Source organism: Mycoplasmopsis pulmonis, from assembly GCF_900660575.1.
Taxonomy (GTDB): Bacteria; Bacillota_I; Bacilli_A; order Mycoplasmatales; family Metamycoplasmataceae; genus Mycoplasmopsis_B; species Mycoplasmopsis_B pulmonis.
The window spans coordinates 658,641-676,094 of sequence record NZ_LR215008.1 but is presented as its reverse complement, the minus strand read 5'-3'; the positions used below and the strand labels follow the sequence as shown (position 1 = coordinate 676,094).

The window sequence follows — 17,454 nt, the reverse complement described above, 5'->3', positions numbered from 1 at the left end:
CAAACAAAAATTTCAAAGGAAAAAACTATGAAAGTTAGAGCATCAGTAAAAGCAATGTGTAAAGATTGCAAAAACATTAAAAGAAAAGGGATACGAAGAATTATTTGTATTCAACCAAAACACAAACAAAGGCAAGGGTAATAAAATATGGCACGTATTTTAAATATTGAAATTCCTTCTAATAAGCGTGTGGTTATTTCACTAACTTATATTCTTGGAATAGGAAAGTCTCTTTCAAAGGAAATTATTGTCAAAGCTAATGAAAAATTAGCAAAAGCAAAAGAAAAAACTTTTACAGAAGACTCAAGAGTTAAAGATCTAAGCGAAGAGCAACTTCAAGCAATAAGAGACTCAGCTAAAACTTACTTAACTGAAGGGGATCTAAGAAGAGAAGTTTCTTTAAATATCAAACGTTTAATGGAAATTAAATGTTATAGAGGAATAAGACATAGAAAAGGGCTTCCTGTTAGAGGTCAAGTTACTCAAAAAAATGCAAGAACTAGAAAAGGTCCAAGAAAAACAGTTGCTGGAAAGAAAGGTAAATAGAACATGGCACAAAGAAGATCAAGCCAAACAACTAAAAAAGTTAAACGTAAAAACGTTACTAATGGTGTTGCCCATATTCACTCAACTCATAACAATACAATAGTTACTTTCTCAGATGAAAAAGGAAATGTTATTTCATGAGCTTCTTCTGGAACAATTGGTTACAAAGGAACTAAGAAAAAAACAGCCTATGCAGCTGGACTTGCAGCTCAAAATGCTAGCGAAAAAGCTAAAGAACATGGAATTAGAGAAGTTAGCGTTAGAGTAAAAGGAATTGGTCAAGGAAGAGATGCCGCTAGAAAACAAATTGAAGTTTCAGGGATATCAGTGAGTCAAATTGTTGATGTAACTCCTCAAGCTCACAATGGTACTCGTCCTCCAAAAAGAGTTTTAAAACGAGAGAAAGCAAGGTAATAAGATGAAAAAAATGGTTCAAATTAAATATAAAGAAGTCAAAACTAAAAGAGTTAATGACTATGAAACCACATTTAAAATCGAACCTCTAGAAAGAGGTTTTGGCTCAACAATTGGAACTGCCCTAAGAAGAACCTTGTTATCATCTATTACTTCAGTTGTACCTTTTGCCATCAAAATCAAAGATGTAGATCAAGAATTTGACACTATCTCTGATATTGTTGAAGATGTACAAATGATTATGTTAAATGTAAAAAATATTCATCTAGTCTATGATGAAAATATTTTTGAAGACAACAAAATCTATAGAGGAGTAATTGAGACTAAAAATGAAAAAATTACTTCTTCTGATTTGAAATTTCCAGAAAATCCAGAAATTGAAATTGTTAACAAAGACCTAGAAATTGCAACTAATAATGGTCAAAAACCTTTTGTTATGGAAGTTTATTTCCATGTTGGAAGAGGATATATTAGTTTTGAAGACAACAAAAAACTAATTGAAGAAAAAGTTGCTTTATTAAACTCAACAATTAAAAGAGGTAAATTCTTAGCAATTGACTCAGATTTTTCTCCAGTTGAAAAAGTTAAAGTAAAGGTTCAAGAAATCAACTCTTCATCTTTAAACATTGAAGAAGAACTTGAAATTGAAATTAAAACCAAAGGCACAATTGATACCAAAAACATTCTTTCTCAAGCTGCTCAAATTTTAATAGCTCATCTACAAGTAATAGGGGATGTTAAAAACTTGGATGCAGTTGATGTTTTTGAACAAAAAAAACAAGAAAAAGTTGAACCATCAATTCACTCAGTTGATATTACCTCACTTGATCTTTCAGTTCGTTCAATTAACGCTCTAAAAAGACAAGGTTATACAAAATTAGCAGACATTTTAACACTAACTGAAGATGATTTAGTAGCTGTTAAAAACTTAGGTAAAAAATCTGTTGAAGAGATTATTCAAAAATTAAAAGAATATAATGTCACTTTAAATAGAGGGGAAAAATAATGGCTAATCCAACACAGTTATATAGAAGAAATAGCACTTGAAGAAAAAATGTTTTAAGATCGCTTTCTACTGAAATTATAGTCAATGGTAAAATCACAACAACTCTAACAAGAGCTAAAGAACTAAGAAAAGTTGTTGATAAATTAATTACTAAAGGTAAGAAAAATACCTTAGCCTCAAGAAGACTAGCAGCTGCATCTATGAGAAAAATTAAAACCAAAGATGGAACAGATGCTCTAAAGTATCTTTTTGATACATTAGCTCCAAAGTACAAAAATCGAAATGGTGGCTACACTAGAATTATCAAATTGCCTCCTCGTCAAGGAGACAACACTAAAATGGCTATTATTGAACTAGTTTAAAATCACCTTCAGGGTGATTTATCTTATAAATTAGCCCTTAAATTAGCTAGTTAAGCTCCTTTTAAACTGATTTAATTTGGTATAATTTAAAACTATACTATCTTAAACAATGTTGCTTTATAATTCAAAGCATCAATGAGCTCAAATTTTAAAAAATCTTAAAGAAATTGTTTGGGATAAACTAAACTATAGACAAAATAGACAAATCAATATAAAAATTAATAGGTAAATCGAGGTTAGAAATTTATGAATAAAAAGCTTAAAATAATTTTACTTGGTCTAGGAATAACAGCTGGTGTATTATTTGCAGGAACTGGTTTTTCAGTTGCTCTTGTTTATACTTCTCTTGGCAAAAGCGGCTCTGAAGTTAAAAATTTACTCTCTCGAAGTGAAGCTGAGCAATTAGTTAGTGATGCCCAAGAATTTAAAGTAGCTTTAACTTCTGAAAAACAGCTTTTAAAAGACAACAAAAAAATCAGTACCCTTGATGTTAAAAAAGAAGACATTGAGATCATTTATGATCTTGAAAAAGACACAAGGCTAAACTACAAAGTTACTGAAGTTAAGCCCTCTGAGGATTTTAGAAAATTAATAGTTACTATTCAAGTTGAAATTAATAATGCAACTGAGGACTATCAAGTAAAAAAATATAACATTGAAATAGATGGCTTTGCTACAAGACAAGAAATTGAAAACTCATCAATTCAAAAACAAGCTCTTGCTCTTATTCAAGAAAAATTTGTCTCTTTAAAAAACTCTGGTTATTTAACTTTTGATAATCTAGCTAAAATTAGATCAAAAGATCCAAATTCAAAATTAAAAAACCCTAGATATGTTTTACCTTCTCAAATACTAAACCAAAGCTATAATCAAAGTGACCAAAATGGCCAAGAAAAAACTATAAAAGTTTATGAGCCTCAAATAATTAACCATGACAGTAATCCAATTCTAGCTAGTTCAAATTTAGATTTTAAATTTGAAGGCTTTAGTGATGTTAGCGATGAAAAAGGAAGCATTAAAGCAAACTTTTTAGCAACTTCTAAAGAAGGCTCAAATGTTGCTTTTAATGAAAAATTTAGCTTTGAATTTCAAACAATAAATAACAAAGACTTTTTAGTTTATAAACAATTAGTTAGCCAAGCTTTAGATAGACTTAAAGCAGCAAATTTCCAACCTTTAGTTAAAAATACTGTTAATAAATCTACAATTTTACCTTCTCAAGTTTTAAGCAATAACATAAGTGAGCCTCCTTCTGATTCTATTGAAGATCTTGATTTAGATCCAATTTCTTCACTTTCAGAGCTAGATAAAAAAAGATTTGTTGGAAAACACATAAACTATAGAATAGGTTATGTTGGAAAACAAATTTATGAGCGAATTTTTAATAACACTAAGCCAGAGCCATTAGGATTTAACTCTTATAAATTTAAAGATATCAATGACTTAGACTCGCAAATTTGACAAGACTTTGTTGATAATGAAAAAAATCTTAAAGATTTAAAAGTTATAACATCAACTGCAGAAAATGCTGAAATTGCAAATGACTCTGAACTATTTTATAAAGAAAAAACAACTTCAAAAGTTCTAGTTCAAATAATCGCTGAAGCAGGAGAGGGTTCTTCAAAATACACTGAAAGCTTTTTTAGATATGTTGATGGATTTTTAACCCAAGAAGAGCTTGAAAGTCAAATTACCAATGCAAAACCTAGATTTGAAGTTTTACCTTCAAGAAAAGATGAGCTAAGCTCTAAACTACCTTCTTCATTTTTACCTGAAGGAGCTAGTTCAGCTTCTGAAATTGACAAAAGTGAAATTGTCTCACTTTTTACCAATCCTAAAGAAATTAATAGATTTGCACTTATAAGAAGATATCCATGATTAAATTTTGAAATTGAATCAATAAATTCTTATGATGATGCCAAAGGAACAATGAGTGCTAGAGTTAATGTATTTTTAACTAAAGAAGATCATGAAAATTGAAAAAAATTAGACCAAAATGATAGCTCAAGATCTAAATTTGTTTTCTTAAATTATATTGTTAATCTTGAAGGATTTAACACCTCTGAAAATGTAAATAGTGAAAGAATTAGAAAAATTCAAGACTGAATTACTAACCAAGGACGCTTTTCATTTACATTTACCGGTGATAGAGCTTCTCAACGTTTTGAAGAGTATTTAGTTAATCAAATTAAATCTGAAAACGTTGTTTTACCTACCCTTGATGAACAATTTAAAGATTTTAATCCTGAGCTAAGTCTTCAAAGAGTTATTGATCCTAACCAAAGTGATATTGAACATGGTATTTTAACCCTTGAACTTGGTCTTACAATAGATGACTCTTCTAGTTCAACAGGAAAAACTCCTTTATATTTATTTACTCATAGACTAAGAGGATTTAGATCTAAAGCCTTTGACATAGCCAATGTTTTCAATGTTATTAGAACATTTTTAAGAGTGCCAAGAAATATTTTCTTCCAAAGAGCAAACACTCTTCAAAACACAATTTTACCTAACAATACAAATGTTAGTGACTTTGCAATTAGAGATCTTCCAATAAAAATTCCTGATCCACAAAAAGTAGATGACAAAGATAGACTAAGTGCTCAAATTGTTCAAATTCTAAGTAGAAACCCTCAAAATGGCTCTGTTAATCTTCAAGTAAAAGTTACTTATGTAGTTGATGGAGTAACTAGAGAAGAGTTAGTTAATGTAATTGTTCCTGGATTTAAAACCATTATTCAAGATCAAGTTAATAGCGCTCAAGTTTACTTTAGAAATTCTTATAATAGATACAAACCTTCATTTTTTAGAACTAAAGAAGGAGCTGCTAAATTTGTTGAATTAGTTGAAAGAGTCTACATTGGTGGAAAAGAAATCCCATCAAGCTTAATTAGTTGAAATCTTGAATATGAAAACATAACAGAGACCCAAGCCAATGATACAGATGGAATTCTAACATTTTCATATACTTTTGAATACCAAAACACAACTTCAAGAAAATTTGAAAACATTGTAGTTAGAAACTTACTAACTACAGCTCAAGAAAGAATTAACAACACAAAAGTGACTTTTACAAAAGGTCTAAACGAAAAAGAAACAAGAAAACCTGAAGATGTTGATTTTACAAAAATCAAAGAATGAATTACATCACTACAAATTGGAAGTGAAAAACTTGAAGGATCAAGTGGTGAATACGAAATTAAGATAATAGAGAGTTCAATAACTAGAAATAGTAATAGAGGTGAGGTAAACTTTAGTTATCAAATTATTCATAAAGGCTTAACTTCAAGCATCTTTAATGATGGTCAAATTGTTGGACTTTTAAGTAATGATCAACTTGCAGTAAATGAATTCCAAATTCCTTCAGTTCAACTAAACCAAAAAGGAAGAGAAAAAACTGCTCAAACCTTTGATGTTACAGACATTCAAATCAATGCCTCTAGAGAAGTAAGCCAAAGATACAACTTTGTTTGAATTTTTGAAACTTCACCACTTTCAAATGATCAAAGAAAAATTAACAGAAACTTTAGTGTAGAAGGCTCAAATGAACCTGGAGTTCAAATTTATGTGCAAGTTAGCCTTAAATCAAATCCAAATGCTCTAAAATATGTTCCTGTAGTTATTTCAGGATTTAAAACTGAAGAGCAAAGAAATAATGAAATTATTACCTCTGCAATTTCTAAAATTGATGCTCTTAATAAAGGTAGTTGATGAGACCCTTCCAAAGAAGTTCCTAAAGGATCAGAATTTGGTGCTTTATCTAATGAACAAAAACTTGCACTTATGAAATTTGATCGCATAACTAGTGTTAGCTATGAATTAGTCTCAGCTAATCAAGTTGGATCTTCAAATCAAGAATGAGATATTGTTTTAAAATTAAAAATTGCCAATATTGAAAGACAAGTTAGCTTTAGACTTGTAAACTTTGCTTAAAATAAGGTTAATCATTCAAAATGGATGATTAATTTTTTATAATAAGGTATTATCATAATATTATGTCAAAAATTGTAATAGGACTTTCAGGAGGAGTTGACTCTTCTGTAGCTGCATATTTATTAAAACAACAAGGCCATGAAGTTATTGGTCTTTTTATGCGTAATTGAGATTCATTAGTTAATAGCGATATTTTGGGAAATAGCTCTTTAAATCAAAGTCTTTGTCCCCAAGAACAAGACTTTCAAGATGCCTCAAGAGTAGCCAAACAAATAGGTATACCTATTTATAGAGTTGATTTTATAAAAGAATATTGAGATAGTGTTTTTGAAAATTTAATAGAGCAATATCAAAATGGTTTTACTCCCAACCCTGATATTTTGTGTAATAAATACATTAAATTTGACAAATTTTTCAACTATGCCATTGAAAAATTTGGCGCCGACTATGTTGCTATGGGTCATTATGCCATTGCTAAAGAAGGAAATCTTTATCGAGGTATTGACCAGTCAAAAGATCAAAGCTATTTTTTAACTCAAGTTAGATCCCAAGTCCTTGAAAAAGTGATTTTTCCCCTTGGAAATATGGAAAAATCTGAAGTTAGACGTATTGCCCAAGAGGCTAATTTATATACTGCCAATAAAAAAGACTCAACTGGAATTTGTTTTATTGGAGAAAGAAAATTCACTGACTTTCTACAAAACTACATTCCAACTCAGCCAGGGACTATAGTGGATATAACCACTAAAAAAATTGTTGGCAATCACATAGGCGCGATGTACTATACTCTAGGCCAAAGAAAAGGTCTAAACCTTGGAGGAATGAAAGAGCCTTATTTTGTAGTAGGCCATGACTTAGAAAAAAAACAAGTTTTTGTAGCACCAGCTTCTGAAAAAAAATGACTTACTTCAAATTGACTCTTTGCTCAAAATTTAAATTTAAATAACCATGATTTTAACCCTGAGAATTTAAGTGCTAAATTTCGCTATCGTCAAAAAGACGTTAGAGTAAAAGTTGAATTCCTTGAAAATGATCAAATCAAAGTTTATTATCCAGAGGGCTTTGAAGCGGTTACCCCTGGACAACAAATAGCCCTTTATGACGGACAAAAATGTCTTGGAGGAGCTGTTATTAAAAATATATATTGAAATGAAAATGAACTAAATTATTCTGTGTAAATTTAATAAGATTTTTTAAATTAAGGAGAAACCACCATGCTAAGCTCAAAAGAAATTAGGCAAAAATGAATTACATTTTTTGAATCAAAAAACCATCTCAAACTCGAGTCAAAATCACTTATTCCAGTTGATGATCCTTCCCTTTTGTGGATTAACTCGGGAGTGGCTACTTTAAAGGATTATTTTTCAGGAAAAAAAACTCCACCTTCACCAAGAATTGTTAATTCCCAAAAATCAATTAGAACAAATGACATCGAAAATGTTGGTATTACAGCTCGCCATCATACTTTTTTTGAAATGCTAGGTAATTTTTCAATTGGAGATTATTTTAAAAAAGAAGCTCTTGCTTTTGCCAAAGAATTTGTCCTTGATGTTTTAAAACTAGAAAAAGAAAAGCTCTATTTTACTTACTATCATGAAGATCTAGAAACAAAACAAATTTGACTAGATTTAGGCTTTGATCCAAGCCATTTAATTGCAGGATCAAGAAAAACTAACTTTTGAGACGTTGGTATGGGCCCTTGTGGACCAAATACTGAAATTTTTTATGATAGAGGTCCAAAATATGATCCTAGAGGAGTTGAGCTTCTAAAAGAAGACATTGAAAATGATCGCTACATTGAAATATGAAATATTGTTTTTTCAACTTTTAACAATGACGGTAAAAACAACTATAGTGAATTAAAGCTAAAAAACATTGATACTGGAGCTGGTTTTGAAAGAATTGTTTCAATTTTACAAAACGCTCCTACCAACTATGACACTGATTTATTTTTACCAATAATTAGAGCAATTGAAAAATTAACCAACAAAAAATATGTTGTTGAAAATTACTTTCAAAACGAGCCTGTTCAAAGAGAAATTAATACCTACTTTAAAATTATTGCAGATCACATGCGAAGCGTTGCAAATGCCATAGGTGATGGAGCTGGTGTTTCCAATGTTGGAAGAGACTACATCATTAGAAGATTAATTAGAAGAGCTTATAGAACTGGAATTCAACTTGGAATTAAAGATGAGGCTTTTTTATATAAATTAGTTCCAGTTATCAAAGATTCACTAATTTTTGACTATGATACAAAACATGTAGCTAAAGTAATTAAAGATGAAGAGCTTTTATTTTCAAAAACAATTGATCAAGGAAAAAAAATTCTTGAAAAAGAATTTGAAAAATCAAAAAAAATTGATGCTTCAATTGTTTTTAAAATGTTTGACACCTATGGCTATCCAGTTGAATTAACTAAAGAAATGGCCAAAGAAAAAGGTGTTGAAATTAGCCTTGAAGAATTTGAAAAATATAGACAAGAGCATGAATTAAAATCAAAAAGTAAAAAAGGTGATGGAATGAAAAAGGTCATCAACTTTTTAGCCAACATTGACAAAAAAGTTGATGAATTTGTTGGATATGATACTTTAGAAACAACTAGCAAGATTTTATATCTTTTTAACTCAGAGTCTAAGCTAAACAAACTCGAAGGTCAAGGTTATTTTATTTTAGACAAAACTCCTTTTTATGCAACTAGCGGTGGTCAAAAACACGATCAAGGCTATGTTGAACAAGATGGAAAAAAATTCAAAATTCTAGAAGTTTTCAAAGACAAAAACTGAAATCATGTTCACCTTGTTAAAGGTGAAATTGACTCATCAAAAGAGCTTAAATGTGTAGTGGATGCTAAAAATAGAAAAAATCTAGAAAGAAACCACTCAGCTACTCACTTACTTTTTAAAGTTTTAAGAGATCAAATAGGTCCTTTTGTTGTCCAACTTGGTTCAAATAACAATGAAAAACGTCTAACTTTTGACTTTCCTAGTCAAAATAAACCCTCAAAAGAGAAAATCAAAGAAATTGAAAAACAAGTCAGAAAAATCATTGAACTTTCAATTGATAGACAATATAGCAATGAAACAATTGACAAAGCCAAGGAAATGGGAGCAATCATCACAATTGAAGAAACTGAGTACATGGATCCAACAAATGTTAGAATTGTTACTTTCAAAAACATTACAAGTGATCTTTGTGGTGGAACTCACATTCCCAATACTAAGTTAATTGAAAACTTTAAAATCATCTCTGTTGAAAATAAAGGAACTGGAATTTTTAGAATAAGTGCCATTACAACAGAAAAATTAGTTAGAGCTTTTAATCAAGAGCACTTAGATAATCTAATTGAACAACAACAAAACATTATCAAGAAAATTCAAAAAATTAATCCTAGTTTTAAATACAAAAACCAATTTAAAAGTGATGATTTAGAACAAAGACAAGTTGAAGTTGAAGAGTCTATTTTAGCTCTTCAACAAGAATTTAAAAAAGCTCTAAAATCTCAAGAAAACGTTGAAATCAACTTTGAAAATCTTGAATTTGAAAATATAGCAAACTACAAAGTTTATATTAACTTAGAAGCTGATAAAAATACAATTAAAGCTCAAGGAGCTCAATTAAGAGAAAAATTTGATGATCTTTTAATTATTCTAGCTAGTGTTGAAAAAAACTCAACTATTCTAACAATTGCCTCTAAAAAATATGATTCAAATAAGATCTTTAATTTACTAAAAAGTGAATATTCGCTCAAAGGTGGAGGAAATGCTATTTTAGTTCAAGGTTTTACAAGTGATAAAATTACAAAAGATAAAATATTGAAGGTGTTAAATGGCTAAAGTAATGCGTAAAATAGCTCTTGATTTAGGAACAAAAAGTTGTGGCTTTGCCATTAGTGATCCTATAAGTAATTCATTTGCTATTCCCCTTGAAAATTTCTTTTTTGAAGAAAATAACTTCAAAAAAGTTATTAATAAACTTAAACACTATGAAAAAAAATATGAATTTGACACCATAATTCTAGGTTATCCTCTTCGAATGACAGGAACTAGAAGTGAGCGCTCAATTATGGTTGAAGAATTTGAAAAACTTTTAAGAAAAACTTTTAGTCAAAGAATTGTTTTAGTTGATGAGCGCCTTTCAACTGTTAAAGCAAAAGCAATGCTAAAAGAGACTAATATATCTCAGAGCAAAATTAAAGAAAAAAAAGATTCAATGGCAGCTGCTTTGCTTTTGAATTATTATTTAAATAACTTTTTAGGAGTTAGATAATGCAACTTAGCCAAAAAATAATTGATGAAATTGAATCACGTCAAATTATCTTTGAAGATGGCTCTGAGGCTTATGTGGTTATGCAAATTGAAATTGAAGATCAATACTTCAAATTTCTTTTTATTGATGGCGAAATTGAAATTTTTTATGACACTGATCAAGAATTGACCTTTCTTGATGATGAAGAGATAAAATCAGAGATTTTTCCTGCTTTTTTTGAGTTTATGAGCTCAAAAAAAGAAAACGAAGAGCTAGTTAGAGCCATGTTTGAGTATTTTGAATATGACTTTATTTATGAAAAAAGCTATCAAAAATTCTTAAAAGAAGAGAGAAACTAAAGTGCTTAGTCTAAAATCTCATTTTTCTACTTCGGAGTGAACTCCTTCTAAAATAGTACTTTTTGCTTCAATTTTTGTAGTAAGTGCAATTGCTATTATTTGTTATATTTTTATTAAACTAAAGGTTAAAAAAATTAAAAAAAACGAAGATTTTAAAGAAAAAGAGCTTGAAAAAATAATGCGTCCTAATGCAGGAGAAATTGATCTTGAGCTTAAAAAGATTAGCTCTTCAAAATTTGATGATCTTGATCTTGATTTTATTTTGAATACAATTTATAGAAATAACTATAAAAAAATAGCTCTTTTAGGAAAAGAAAATGAATACATTTATTTTTCAATTAAATCCTTAATAGACTTTGAAACCGAGATTTTATATGAAGACTATAACAAAGACTTAGTTGAAAAAATAACTGCTAAAGATCCAAAATATGTTTTTCGAAGCTCCTATTCAAAAGAGGACTTTGACTTAGCCCTAGCCATAAATTTTGACTCAAGTTACAACCAAATATACAATCAATGTCTTAAACTTGTCAAAAAAAATGCTATGATTTTAATTCATTGCAACGGCTCTAAAAAAAATGATTTAGAAACATTATTAAAAGATTTAAACTTTTTAAAACAAAAATATGAAATTTCAAAAGTTAAATCAGAATTTTTATTAATTGTTAAAAATTTAAATTAAAATAACATCTTACAAAATCAAAATGTTTTAACTTTTAGTTTTAAAAAGTTAAAGCTGTATAAAAGTGCTTAGAAAGGAAAAGAATATGGAAGAAAAAAATAAAATTTATTTAACTCAAGAGACTATTAAAAAATATGAAGAAGAAAAATGACATCTAATTAATGTTGAAAGACCAGCTGTTATTTTAGAAATTAAAGAAGCTCGTCAACAAGGTGATCTTTCAGAAAATGCTGAATATGATGCAGCTAGAGAAAAGCAAGGTCAAATTGAAGATAGAATCACAGAACTTGAAAACATTCTTTCAAATGCCATTTCAATTCAAGAAAGTCACTCTGACAAAATAGGCCTTGGCTCAGTTGTAAGAATTTTAAACCAATCAACTGGAAAAGAAAGGACTTTTAAAATTGTTGGTTCTTTTGACACTGATCCAACTCAAAACAAAATCTCTTATGAATCTCCTCTTGCAAAATCAATTATTGGTTTTTCTAAAGGTGATGTTGTTGAAATTGACGCCCCTGACAAATACACAACAAAAATTTTGTCAGTTAATGACAAATAAAAGGCTTTTTTATGGTTATTGGAATAAGTGGAATGATCTCCACTGGTAAAAGTACACTAGTTGAGTCTTTAAAAAATACCTATCCAACTTCACTTCATTTAGTTGAATTTGAAGAAGATGATGAAGTTTTTAATACTTTTTTAAGATGATTTTATGAAAAAAAAGAAAATCTAACAATAGGATTTCAATCCTATATTGTTGAAAATCATTCAAGCAAATTTGAAAAAATTCTATCAATTTTTGAAAACGAGCATTTAGATCCTAAAAAGGACTTTATTTTTCTTGATCGTTTTTCAGTTGAACACTACATTTTTGCACATGTAAATTTACAATCAAAAGCCCCTTATTATCTTGAGGCCTATGATGCAATGTTTGATGTAATTATTAGAGGAAATGAAATTCCTGATCATGCAATTTTTTTAGATTGCTCTTTTGAAGTTTTTAAACAAAGACTTTTTAGTCGTGGAAGAGACGTTGAAATTAACAATTGAGAAAAAAATAAAAACTACTTTGAAATATTACATGCAGTTTATAAACCACTTTTTATAAAGCTTTGCACAAAATATAACATCCCTTATACAATTATTGAAACTGATAAGCTAAGTGCTGATCAAACTTTAGCAAAAGCTAAAGAAATTTTAGAAAATCTTAAAAGAAGCTAAAAAAATTTATAATTAGTTACATTTACTATTTTGTAACTATTATTTTTTTATATATTTTAGAGGTAAAAATGAGCCAAAAAACCAAAACTGACAAACCAAAAATTAGTAAGTATATCGACAAGATTATTTACAACGAAGAGCAAATTAATGAAGCTATTAAAAAAATTGCCCTTTGAATAGATCAAACTTATAAAGATAGCAATGACCTTGTAATAGTAGGTCTTCTTAAAGGTTGTGTGCCTTTTTTAGCTCAACTAATAAAATACATTAATGTTGATTGTCAAATTGATTTTATGATTGCCTCTTCATATCATGGCAAATCATTTAGCTCAGGAAATGTCAAAATCGTTATGGACCTTTCTCTTGATATTGCTGGAAAAGATATTCTAGTTGTTGAAGATGTCATTGAAAGTGGAATTACCATTCAAAAAACTTTAGATATTCTAGGAGCTAGAAATCCTAAATCTTTAAGAGTAGTTTCTCTTCTTGATAAAACCGCTGTTGCCAATGCCAATATTAAAATAGACCAAGTTGGTTTTAAAGTTAAAGAAAATTTATTTTTAATTGGTTTTGGACTAGATTACCAAGAAAAACTTAGAAACCTTCCTTATATAGGAACTATGAATAAAAAGTACATAAATGACAAATAAATAAGCTCAAAAAAAATTTAAAAAAAATTTAAATTTTTTAAAAAAAGTTGCTAAAATAAGTTAGCAAAGATAAAGACGAAAAAGAATTTAAAGTCTATTTATTAATGCTTTTGCCGATTTAGCTCAGTGGTAGAGCAGCTGGCTGTTAACCAGTTGGTCACAAGTTCAAATCTTGTAATCGGCGCCATTAAGGCCTATTGGTGAAGAGGTTAACACACATGGTTTTCATCCATGCATGCGCGGGTTCGAATCCCGCATAGGTCACCATTTTGGAAGATTAGCTCAGTTGGGAGAGCATCGCCCTTACAAGGCGAGGGTCGTGGGTTCGAGCCCCTCATCTTCCACCATGCCGACTTAGCTCAGCAGGCAGAGCAACTGACTTGTAATCAGTAGGTCGTAGGTTCGATTCCTATAGTCGGCACCATATAGTTTAAAACTACCTTGTTTTTGCGCGAGTGGTGAAATTGGCAGACACGCTAGATTTAGGCTCTAGTGCTTTACAGTGTGAGGGTTCAAGTCCCTCCTCGTGCACCATATCAAAGTTTTTTTGACCAAAATACCGTCTAACAACGGTATTTTTTATCCCCTTTAAAAATACTTAAGGTTATTTATGTTTTATCTAATTTATAAAGAAAAAGGCATCTCTTCATTTAAAGCCATCAAAGATTTTGCTTGGCAAAATAATATTAAAAAAATTGGCCATTCAGGAACTTTAGACCCTGAGGCCACTGGACTTTTACTTTTAGCCAGTGATGAAGATACAAAATTACTAGACTATGTTGATAAAAAGTTTAAATCCTACAGAGCTACAATGATTTTAGGCCTTCAAAGTCAAAGCTTTGATAGCCAAGGCAAAATTATTAACTCTTCTAATTTAAAAGTTGATAATCTAACAATTGAAAAAACTATTAAAAACTTTGTTGGTCCATTTGTTCAAATTCCCCCAATTTTTTCAGCTAAAAAAATCAATGGAAAAAGAGCTTATGAATATGCCCGTCAAGGAAGCGAAATTTCAATGAAAGCTCAAGAAGTTTTTGTCAAAAGCATTGAAATTGAAAAAATTGACTTTCCCAAAGTTATTTTTAAAGCCAAAGTATCAAGAGGAACTTACATTCGCTCTTTAATTAACCAAATTGGACTCGAGCTTAAAACTTATGCTTTGATGGATGATCTTGAAAGAATAGAACTTTCAGGGCTAAGCAAAAATGATCTAGGAGTTGTTAGTGATTTAGATATTATCGACCTTGAAGTACTTAGCCTTGAAAAACACGAAATTTTGACTTTAGCTAAAGGACAAAAATTTTCCAAGGACTTAGCTGATGGAAAATATGCCTTTATTTACAAAAATACTAAAAAAATTTTAGGTATTTGCAAAATTGAAAGTAAAATTATTGCACCTATTAAAATTTTTAATAACAAAATAGAAAAATCTTTAAAAAAGGATGAAAAAAATGAATAAAAAAATAAAATTAATTATCTCAGATATTGATGGAACTATCTTGCCCTATGGTTGAAAAAGAGTAAGTGATAAAACTGTTGAGTCATTTCAAAAGCTAAAAGAAAATAATTACTACACAGCCCTTGCTACCGGTAGAGAATATGTAACAATTGGTGATGTCTTAGACCAAGTTGGACATTCAGATTTTTTTATTGGAGCAAATGGAAGTTTTATCTATGACATTAAAAACAAAAAAGAAATTTATTCTAATTATTTAAACTTTGACAATGTCAAAAAATTTTCTAAATTTTTTAAAGCAAACTTTAATAATGATTTAATGTTTGTTACCGATGATAAGTGAATTCACCTTTCAGATATAAACCACTCACACCTTGATCAATCTTGATTTTTAGCCAACCACAAAGACAAATTTAAAGATATAGCTGATAAATCTATTAATAAAGAAAAAATTTCCATTTTAACAATTGTTAGCAAAGACGAAAATGTTTACAATGAATGTAAAGGATTTATTGAAAAAAACTGCCCTGAAATTGAAATTAATACAAAATGAAGTAGTGGCTTTTTTGTCTCTTCAAAAGGAACAAACAAACTTAGCGCTGCCAAAGCTTTATCAACTCATTTAAACTCTTCAATTGATCAAGTAATGGCTTTTGGAGATAGTGAAAATGACATTGAAATGATTAAAGGAGTGGGACACGGCATTGCTGTAGCCAATGCTTTGGACTCTGTTAAAAAAGTTGCTAAATTAGTTGTAGGCCCAGCCAACAAAGATGGAGTTTTTCATTATTTAAAAGAGCAAAAATTCATCTAAGAACTTTTGCTAATTAGTAGTTTTAAATTAAAGATTATGCCAAAAGATTTTAATTTAGTTTTTAAAGTAAAAGAGCTTTTTAAATGTTAGAAATTTATAAATTTCCTAAAGTCTTTGAAAATGAAAAAATTTGCTTTATTATAGGAGCTTTTGAATCCTTTCATATTGGTCATAAAAAGCTTTTTGAAAAAGCTCTTGAATATTCAGAAAAAGACTTTGAGCTTGTTTTTGTAATTGTTAAAAACCCAGCTGATCTTCCAAAAAATAAAGCAAAGAATTTCCTTTCTTTTAACTCAAGGATTCAATCTTTAGTTGATTTTAATTTAAAAAAACTTGTTGTTTGAGACTTTAATGAAGTTTCAAGTCTAGATGGCTTTGATTTTATAAAAAAACTAGTTGAAAAAACTAGTGATTTTTCTATTATTGTTGGAGAGGATTTTAAACTAGGAAAAAGAGCTAGTGTAAATGCAAGTGATTTAAAAAAACACTTTCAAAAAGTTGAAATTGTTGAAATTGAAACAATTAATTCTAGAAAAATTGCAACTTCACTTTTAAAAGAGCAACTTGAATTTGGAGAAATTGATTTTGTTAATTTACTTTTAATTAAAAATTATGAAATCGAAATAACTATTAATGAAAAAATGCTTTTTGACTATCCTCAAACAATCCAAAAAATTCATAAAGGAATTTATTTTGGTTTTATAGTAATTGATCAAAAAGCAATTCCTTGTGCAATTAGAATTGGCTTTTTAGAAAATGAAGTTAAATCTCTTATCTATGAAGAAATTGAAAATTTAAAAAACAAAGCTGTAGTTCTTGAAATTGTCAAGAAAATAAGAATCATTACAAGCTCTCCAAAAGACAATTTTGACCAAGAAGACCTTGAAAAAATAAAAGAGTTTTATCGCTTTAGAAAAAAATAACTAGCTAAAAATCCTAAATTTATTTTTTTCTCATAAAAATAGCCTTTTTTGACTATTACTTAATGAGGTGATAAAATGAATGAAGTATTACTGTATTTTTCTTTTATAAACAAAGGAAATACAAAAAAGATTTTTGAATCTTTAAAAAAACATGAACAAATAGACCCTGTAGAGCTAAAAAAATATAAATCAATGCTTGAAGAAAATTCAATTAAATACATTACAATTTTGAGTTCAAAATACCCAGAAGAGTTTAAATATTTAAATAACCCACCATTTATTTTGTTTTATAAAGGGAATTTAGATCTTTTGAAAAACACAAAAATAGCTCTAAGTGGAGATGTTGTAAGTCAAAAAAACTTAGATCTTTTAGATGATTTTGTTGAGAATATGAAAAATGAAACTTTAGTAACTCTAAATTTTCCAGGCTTTGATGATGAAGTTGTCAAAAAATTTATTCAAAAAGATCTAAAAGTAATTTTTTTAGCAGCTAACGGACTAGATAATCCCTATTTTTCTCAAAAAGAATTTGACTTTGAAAAAAATCTTCTTATTAGCATCTACCCTCCTGAGGTAGGAGTTAAAAAAGAAAGGCTTCAATCAAGAAGTGAAATTTTAGCTTCTCTTGCTAAATACTTAGTATTTTTCGAATTTAAGAAAAATTCTAAAAGCCTTCACTTAGTAAATTTCTTTTTAGAAATGGGCAAAATGATCTATTGTTATCCAACAGATAATTTTAATGAATTTGGCAATAATGATCTAATTAAAGAAGGGGCAAAATTGATTACACACTATAGCGATTTAGCATAAAAAAAATTCTTTAAAAAAATTACGTAATTT

Annotated in this window: 18 protein-coding genes and 5 tRNA genes; all 23 read left to right on the top strand. The window is 29.0% G+C overall.

Going from position 1 to position 17,454, the window contains the following annotated elements; translation table 4 throughout:
- Positions 1 to 27 precede the first annotated feature (27 nt).
- A complete protein-coding gene (rpmJ, locus tag EXC36_RS02810) occupies positions 28 to 141 on the top strand; it encodes a 50S ribosomal protein L36 (protein ID WP_010925365.1) in 114 nt (37 codons plus the stop codon).
- Between the two features lie 6 nt (positions 142 to 147).
- Entirely contained in the window at positions 148 to 546 is a 399-nt protein-coding gene (gene rpsM / locus EXC36_RS02805) for a 30S ribosomal protein S13 (protein WP_010925364.1), read from the top strand.
- Between the two features lie 3 nt (positions 547 to 549).
- On the top strand, positions 550 to 960 hold the full coding sequence (rpsK, locus tag EXC36_RS02800) for a 30S ribosomal protein S11 (RefSeq protein WP_010925363.1): 411 nt from the start codon (positions 550 to 552) through the stop codon (positions 958 to 960).
- Positions 961 to 964: 4 nt separating this feature from the next.
- Positions 965 to 1,966, top strand: coding sequence for a DNA-directed RNA polymerase subunit alpha (locus EXC36_RS02795; protein ID WP_010925362.1), 1,002 nt, complete (start codon positions 965 to 967; stop codon positions 1,964 to 1,966).
- On the top strand, positions 1,966 to 2,328 hold the full coding sequence (rplQ, locus tag EXC36_RS02790; RefSeq protein WP_010925361.1) for a 50S ribosomal protein L17: 363 nt from the start codon (positions 1,966 to 1,968) through the stop codon (positions 2,326 to 2,328). The genes EXC36_RS02795 and rplQ overlap by 1 nt, the downstream gene beginning before the upstream one ends.
- A 246-nt stretch (positions 2,329 to 2,574) precedes the next feature.
- A complete protein-coding gene (locus tag EXC36_RS02785; RefSeq protein WP_129690363.1) occupies positions 2,575 to 6,261 on the top strand; it encodes a lipoprotein 17-related variable surface protein in 3,687 nt (1,228 codons plus the stop codon).
- Positions 6,262 to 6,323: 62 nt separating this feature from the next.
- Positions 6,324 to 7,439: a tRNA 2-thiouridine(34) synthase MnmA gene (gene mnmA / locus EXC36_RS02780; RefSeq protein ID WP_010925359.1), complete on the top strand. Its 1,116-nt coding sequence runs from the start codon at positions 6,324 to 6,326 to the stop codon at positions 7,437 to 7,439.
- Between the two features lie 36 nt (positions 7,440 to 7,475).
- The gene (gene alaS / locus EXC36_RS02775) at positions 7,476 to 10,097 is read left to right on the top strand and encodes an alanine--tRNA ligase (RefSeq protein WP_129690361.1); all 2,622 of its coding nucleotides are present in this window, start codon (positions 7,476 to 7,478) and stop codon (positions 10,095 to 10,097) included.
- Positions 10,090 to 10,530, top strand: coding sequence for a Holliday junction resolvase RuvX (ruvX, locus tag EXC36_RS02770; protein ID WP_010925357.1), 441 nt, complete (start codon positions 10,090 to 10,092; stop codon positions 10,528 to 10,530). Before alaS ends, ruvX begins: the two co-directional genes overlap by 8 nt.
- Positions 10,530 to 10,868, top strand: coding sequence for a hypothetical protein (locus EXC36_RS02765; protein ID WP_010925356.1), 339 nt, complete (start codon positions 10,530 to 10,532; stop codon positions 10,866 to 10,868). Before ruvX ends, EXC36_RS02765 begins: the two co-directional genes overlap by 1 nt.
- Before the next feature lies 1 nt (position 10,869).
- Positions 10,870 to 11,550 (top strand): BC85_0335 family putative methyltransferase, encoded by a 681-nt coding sequence (locus tag EXC36_RS02760; RefSeq protein WP_129690359.1) that lies wholly within the window; start codon positions 10,870 to 10,872, stop codon positions 11,548 to 11,550.
- 85 nt (positions 11,551 to 11,635) lie between these two features.
- On the top strand, positions 11,636 to 12,109 hold the full coding sequence (gene greA / locus EXC36_RS02755; protein WP_041364168.1) for a transcription elongation factor GreA: 474 nt from the start codon (positions 11,636 to 11,638) through the stop codon (positions 12,107 to 12,109).
- Between the two features lie 11 nt (positions 12,110 to 12,120).
- On the top strand, positions 12,121 to 12,771 hold the full coding sequence (locus EXC36_RS02750) for a deoxynucleoside kinase (protein ID WP_010925353.1): 651 nt from the start codon (positions 12,121 to 12,123) through the stop codon (positions 12,769 to 12,771).
- Between the two features lie 68 nt (positions 12,772 to 12,839).
- On the top strand, positions 12,840 to 13,421 hold the full coding sequence (gene hpt, locus EXC36_RS02745; RefSeq protein ID WP_010925352.1) for a hypoxanthine phosphoribosyltransferase: 582 nt from the start codon (positions 12,840 to 12,842) through the stop codon (positions 13,419 to 13,421).
- A gap of 112 nt (positions 13,422 to 13,533) precedes the next feature.
- A tRNA-Asn gene (locus EXC36_RS02740) sits at positions 13,534 to 13,608 on the top strand.
- Positions 13,609 to 13,612: 4 nt separating this feature from the next.
- Positions 13,613 to 13,688: transfer RNA gene (locus EXC36_RS02735), tRNA-Glu, on the top strand.
- 4 nt (positions 13,689 to 13,692) lie between these two features.
- Positions 13,693 to 13,768, top strand: a tRNA-Val gene (locus EXC36_RS02730).
- A 1-nt stretch (position 13,769) separates the two neighbouring features.
- Positions 13,770 to 13,845 (top strand) — tRNA-Thr (locus EXC36_RS02725).
- Between the two features lie 25 nt (positions 13,846 to 13,870).
- Positions 13,871 to 13,955 (top strand) — tRNA-Leu (locus EXC36_RS02720).
- Between the two features lie 76 nt (positions 13,956 to 14,031).
- Positions 14,032 to 14,880 (top strand): tRNA pseudouridine(55) synthase TruB, encoded by an 849-nt coding sequence (truB, locus tag EXC36_RS02715; protein ID WP_129690357.1) that lies wholly within the window; start codon positions 14,032 to 14,034, stop codon positions 14,878 to 14,880.
- The gene (locus tag EXC36_RS02710) at positions 14,873 to 15,691 is read left to right on the top strand and encodes a YcsE-related riboflavin metabolism phosphatase (protein ID WP_050780379.1); all 819 of its coding nucleotides are present in this window, start codon (positions 14,873 to 14,875) and stop codon (positions 15,689 to 15,691) included. The genes truB and EXC36_RS02710 overlap by 8 nt, the downstream gene beginning before the upstream one ends.
- Positions 15,692 to 15,774: 83 nt before the next feature.
- On the top strand, positions 15,775 to 16,614 hold the full coding sequence (locus EXC36_RS02705) for an FAD synthase (protein WP_010925349.1): 840 nt from the start codon (positions 15,775 to 15,777) through the stop codon (positions 16,612 to 16,614).
- A gap of 75 nt (positions 16,615 to 16,689) precedes the next feature.
- Positions 16,690 to 17,424 carry a DNA-processing protein DprA gene (locus EXC36_RS02700; RefSeq protein WP_010925348.1) on the top strand — a complete coding sequence of 245 codons (735 nt, stop codon included), beginning with the start codon at positions 16,690 to 16,692 and terminating at the stop codon, positions 17,422 to 17,424.
- Positions 17,425 to 17,454 lie beyond the last annotated feature (30 nt).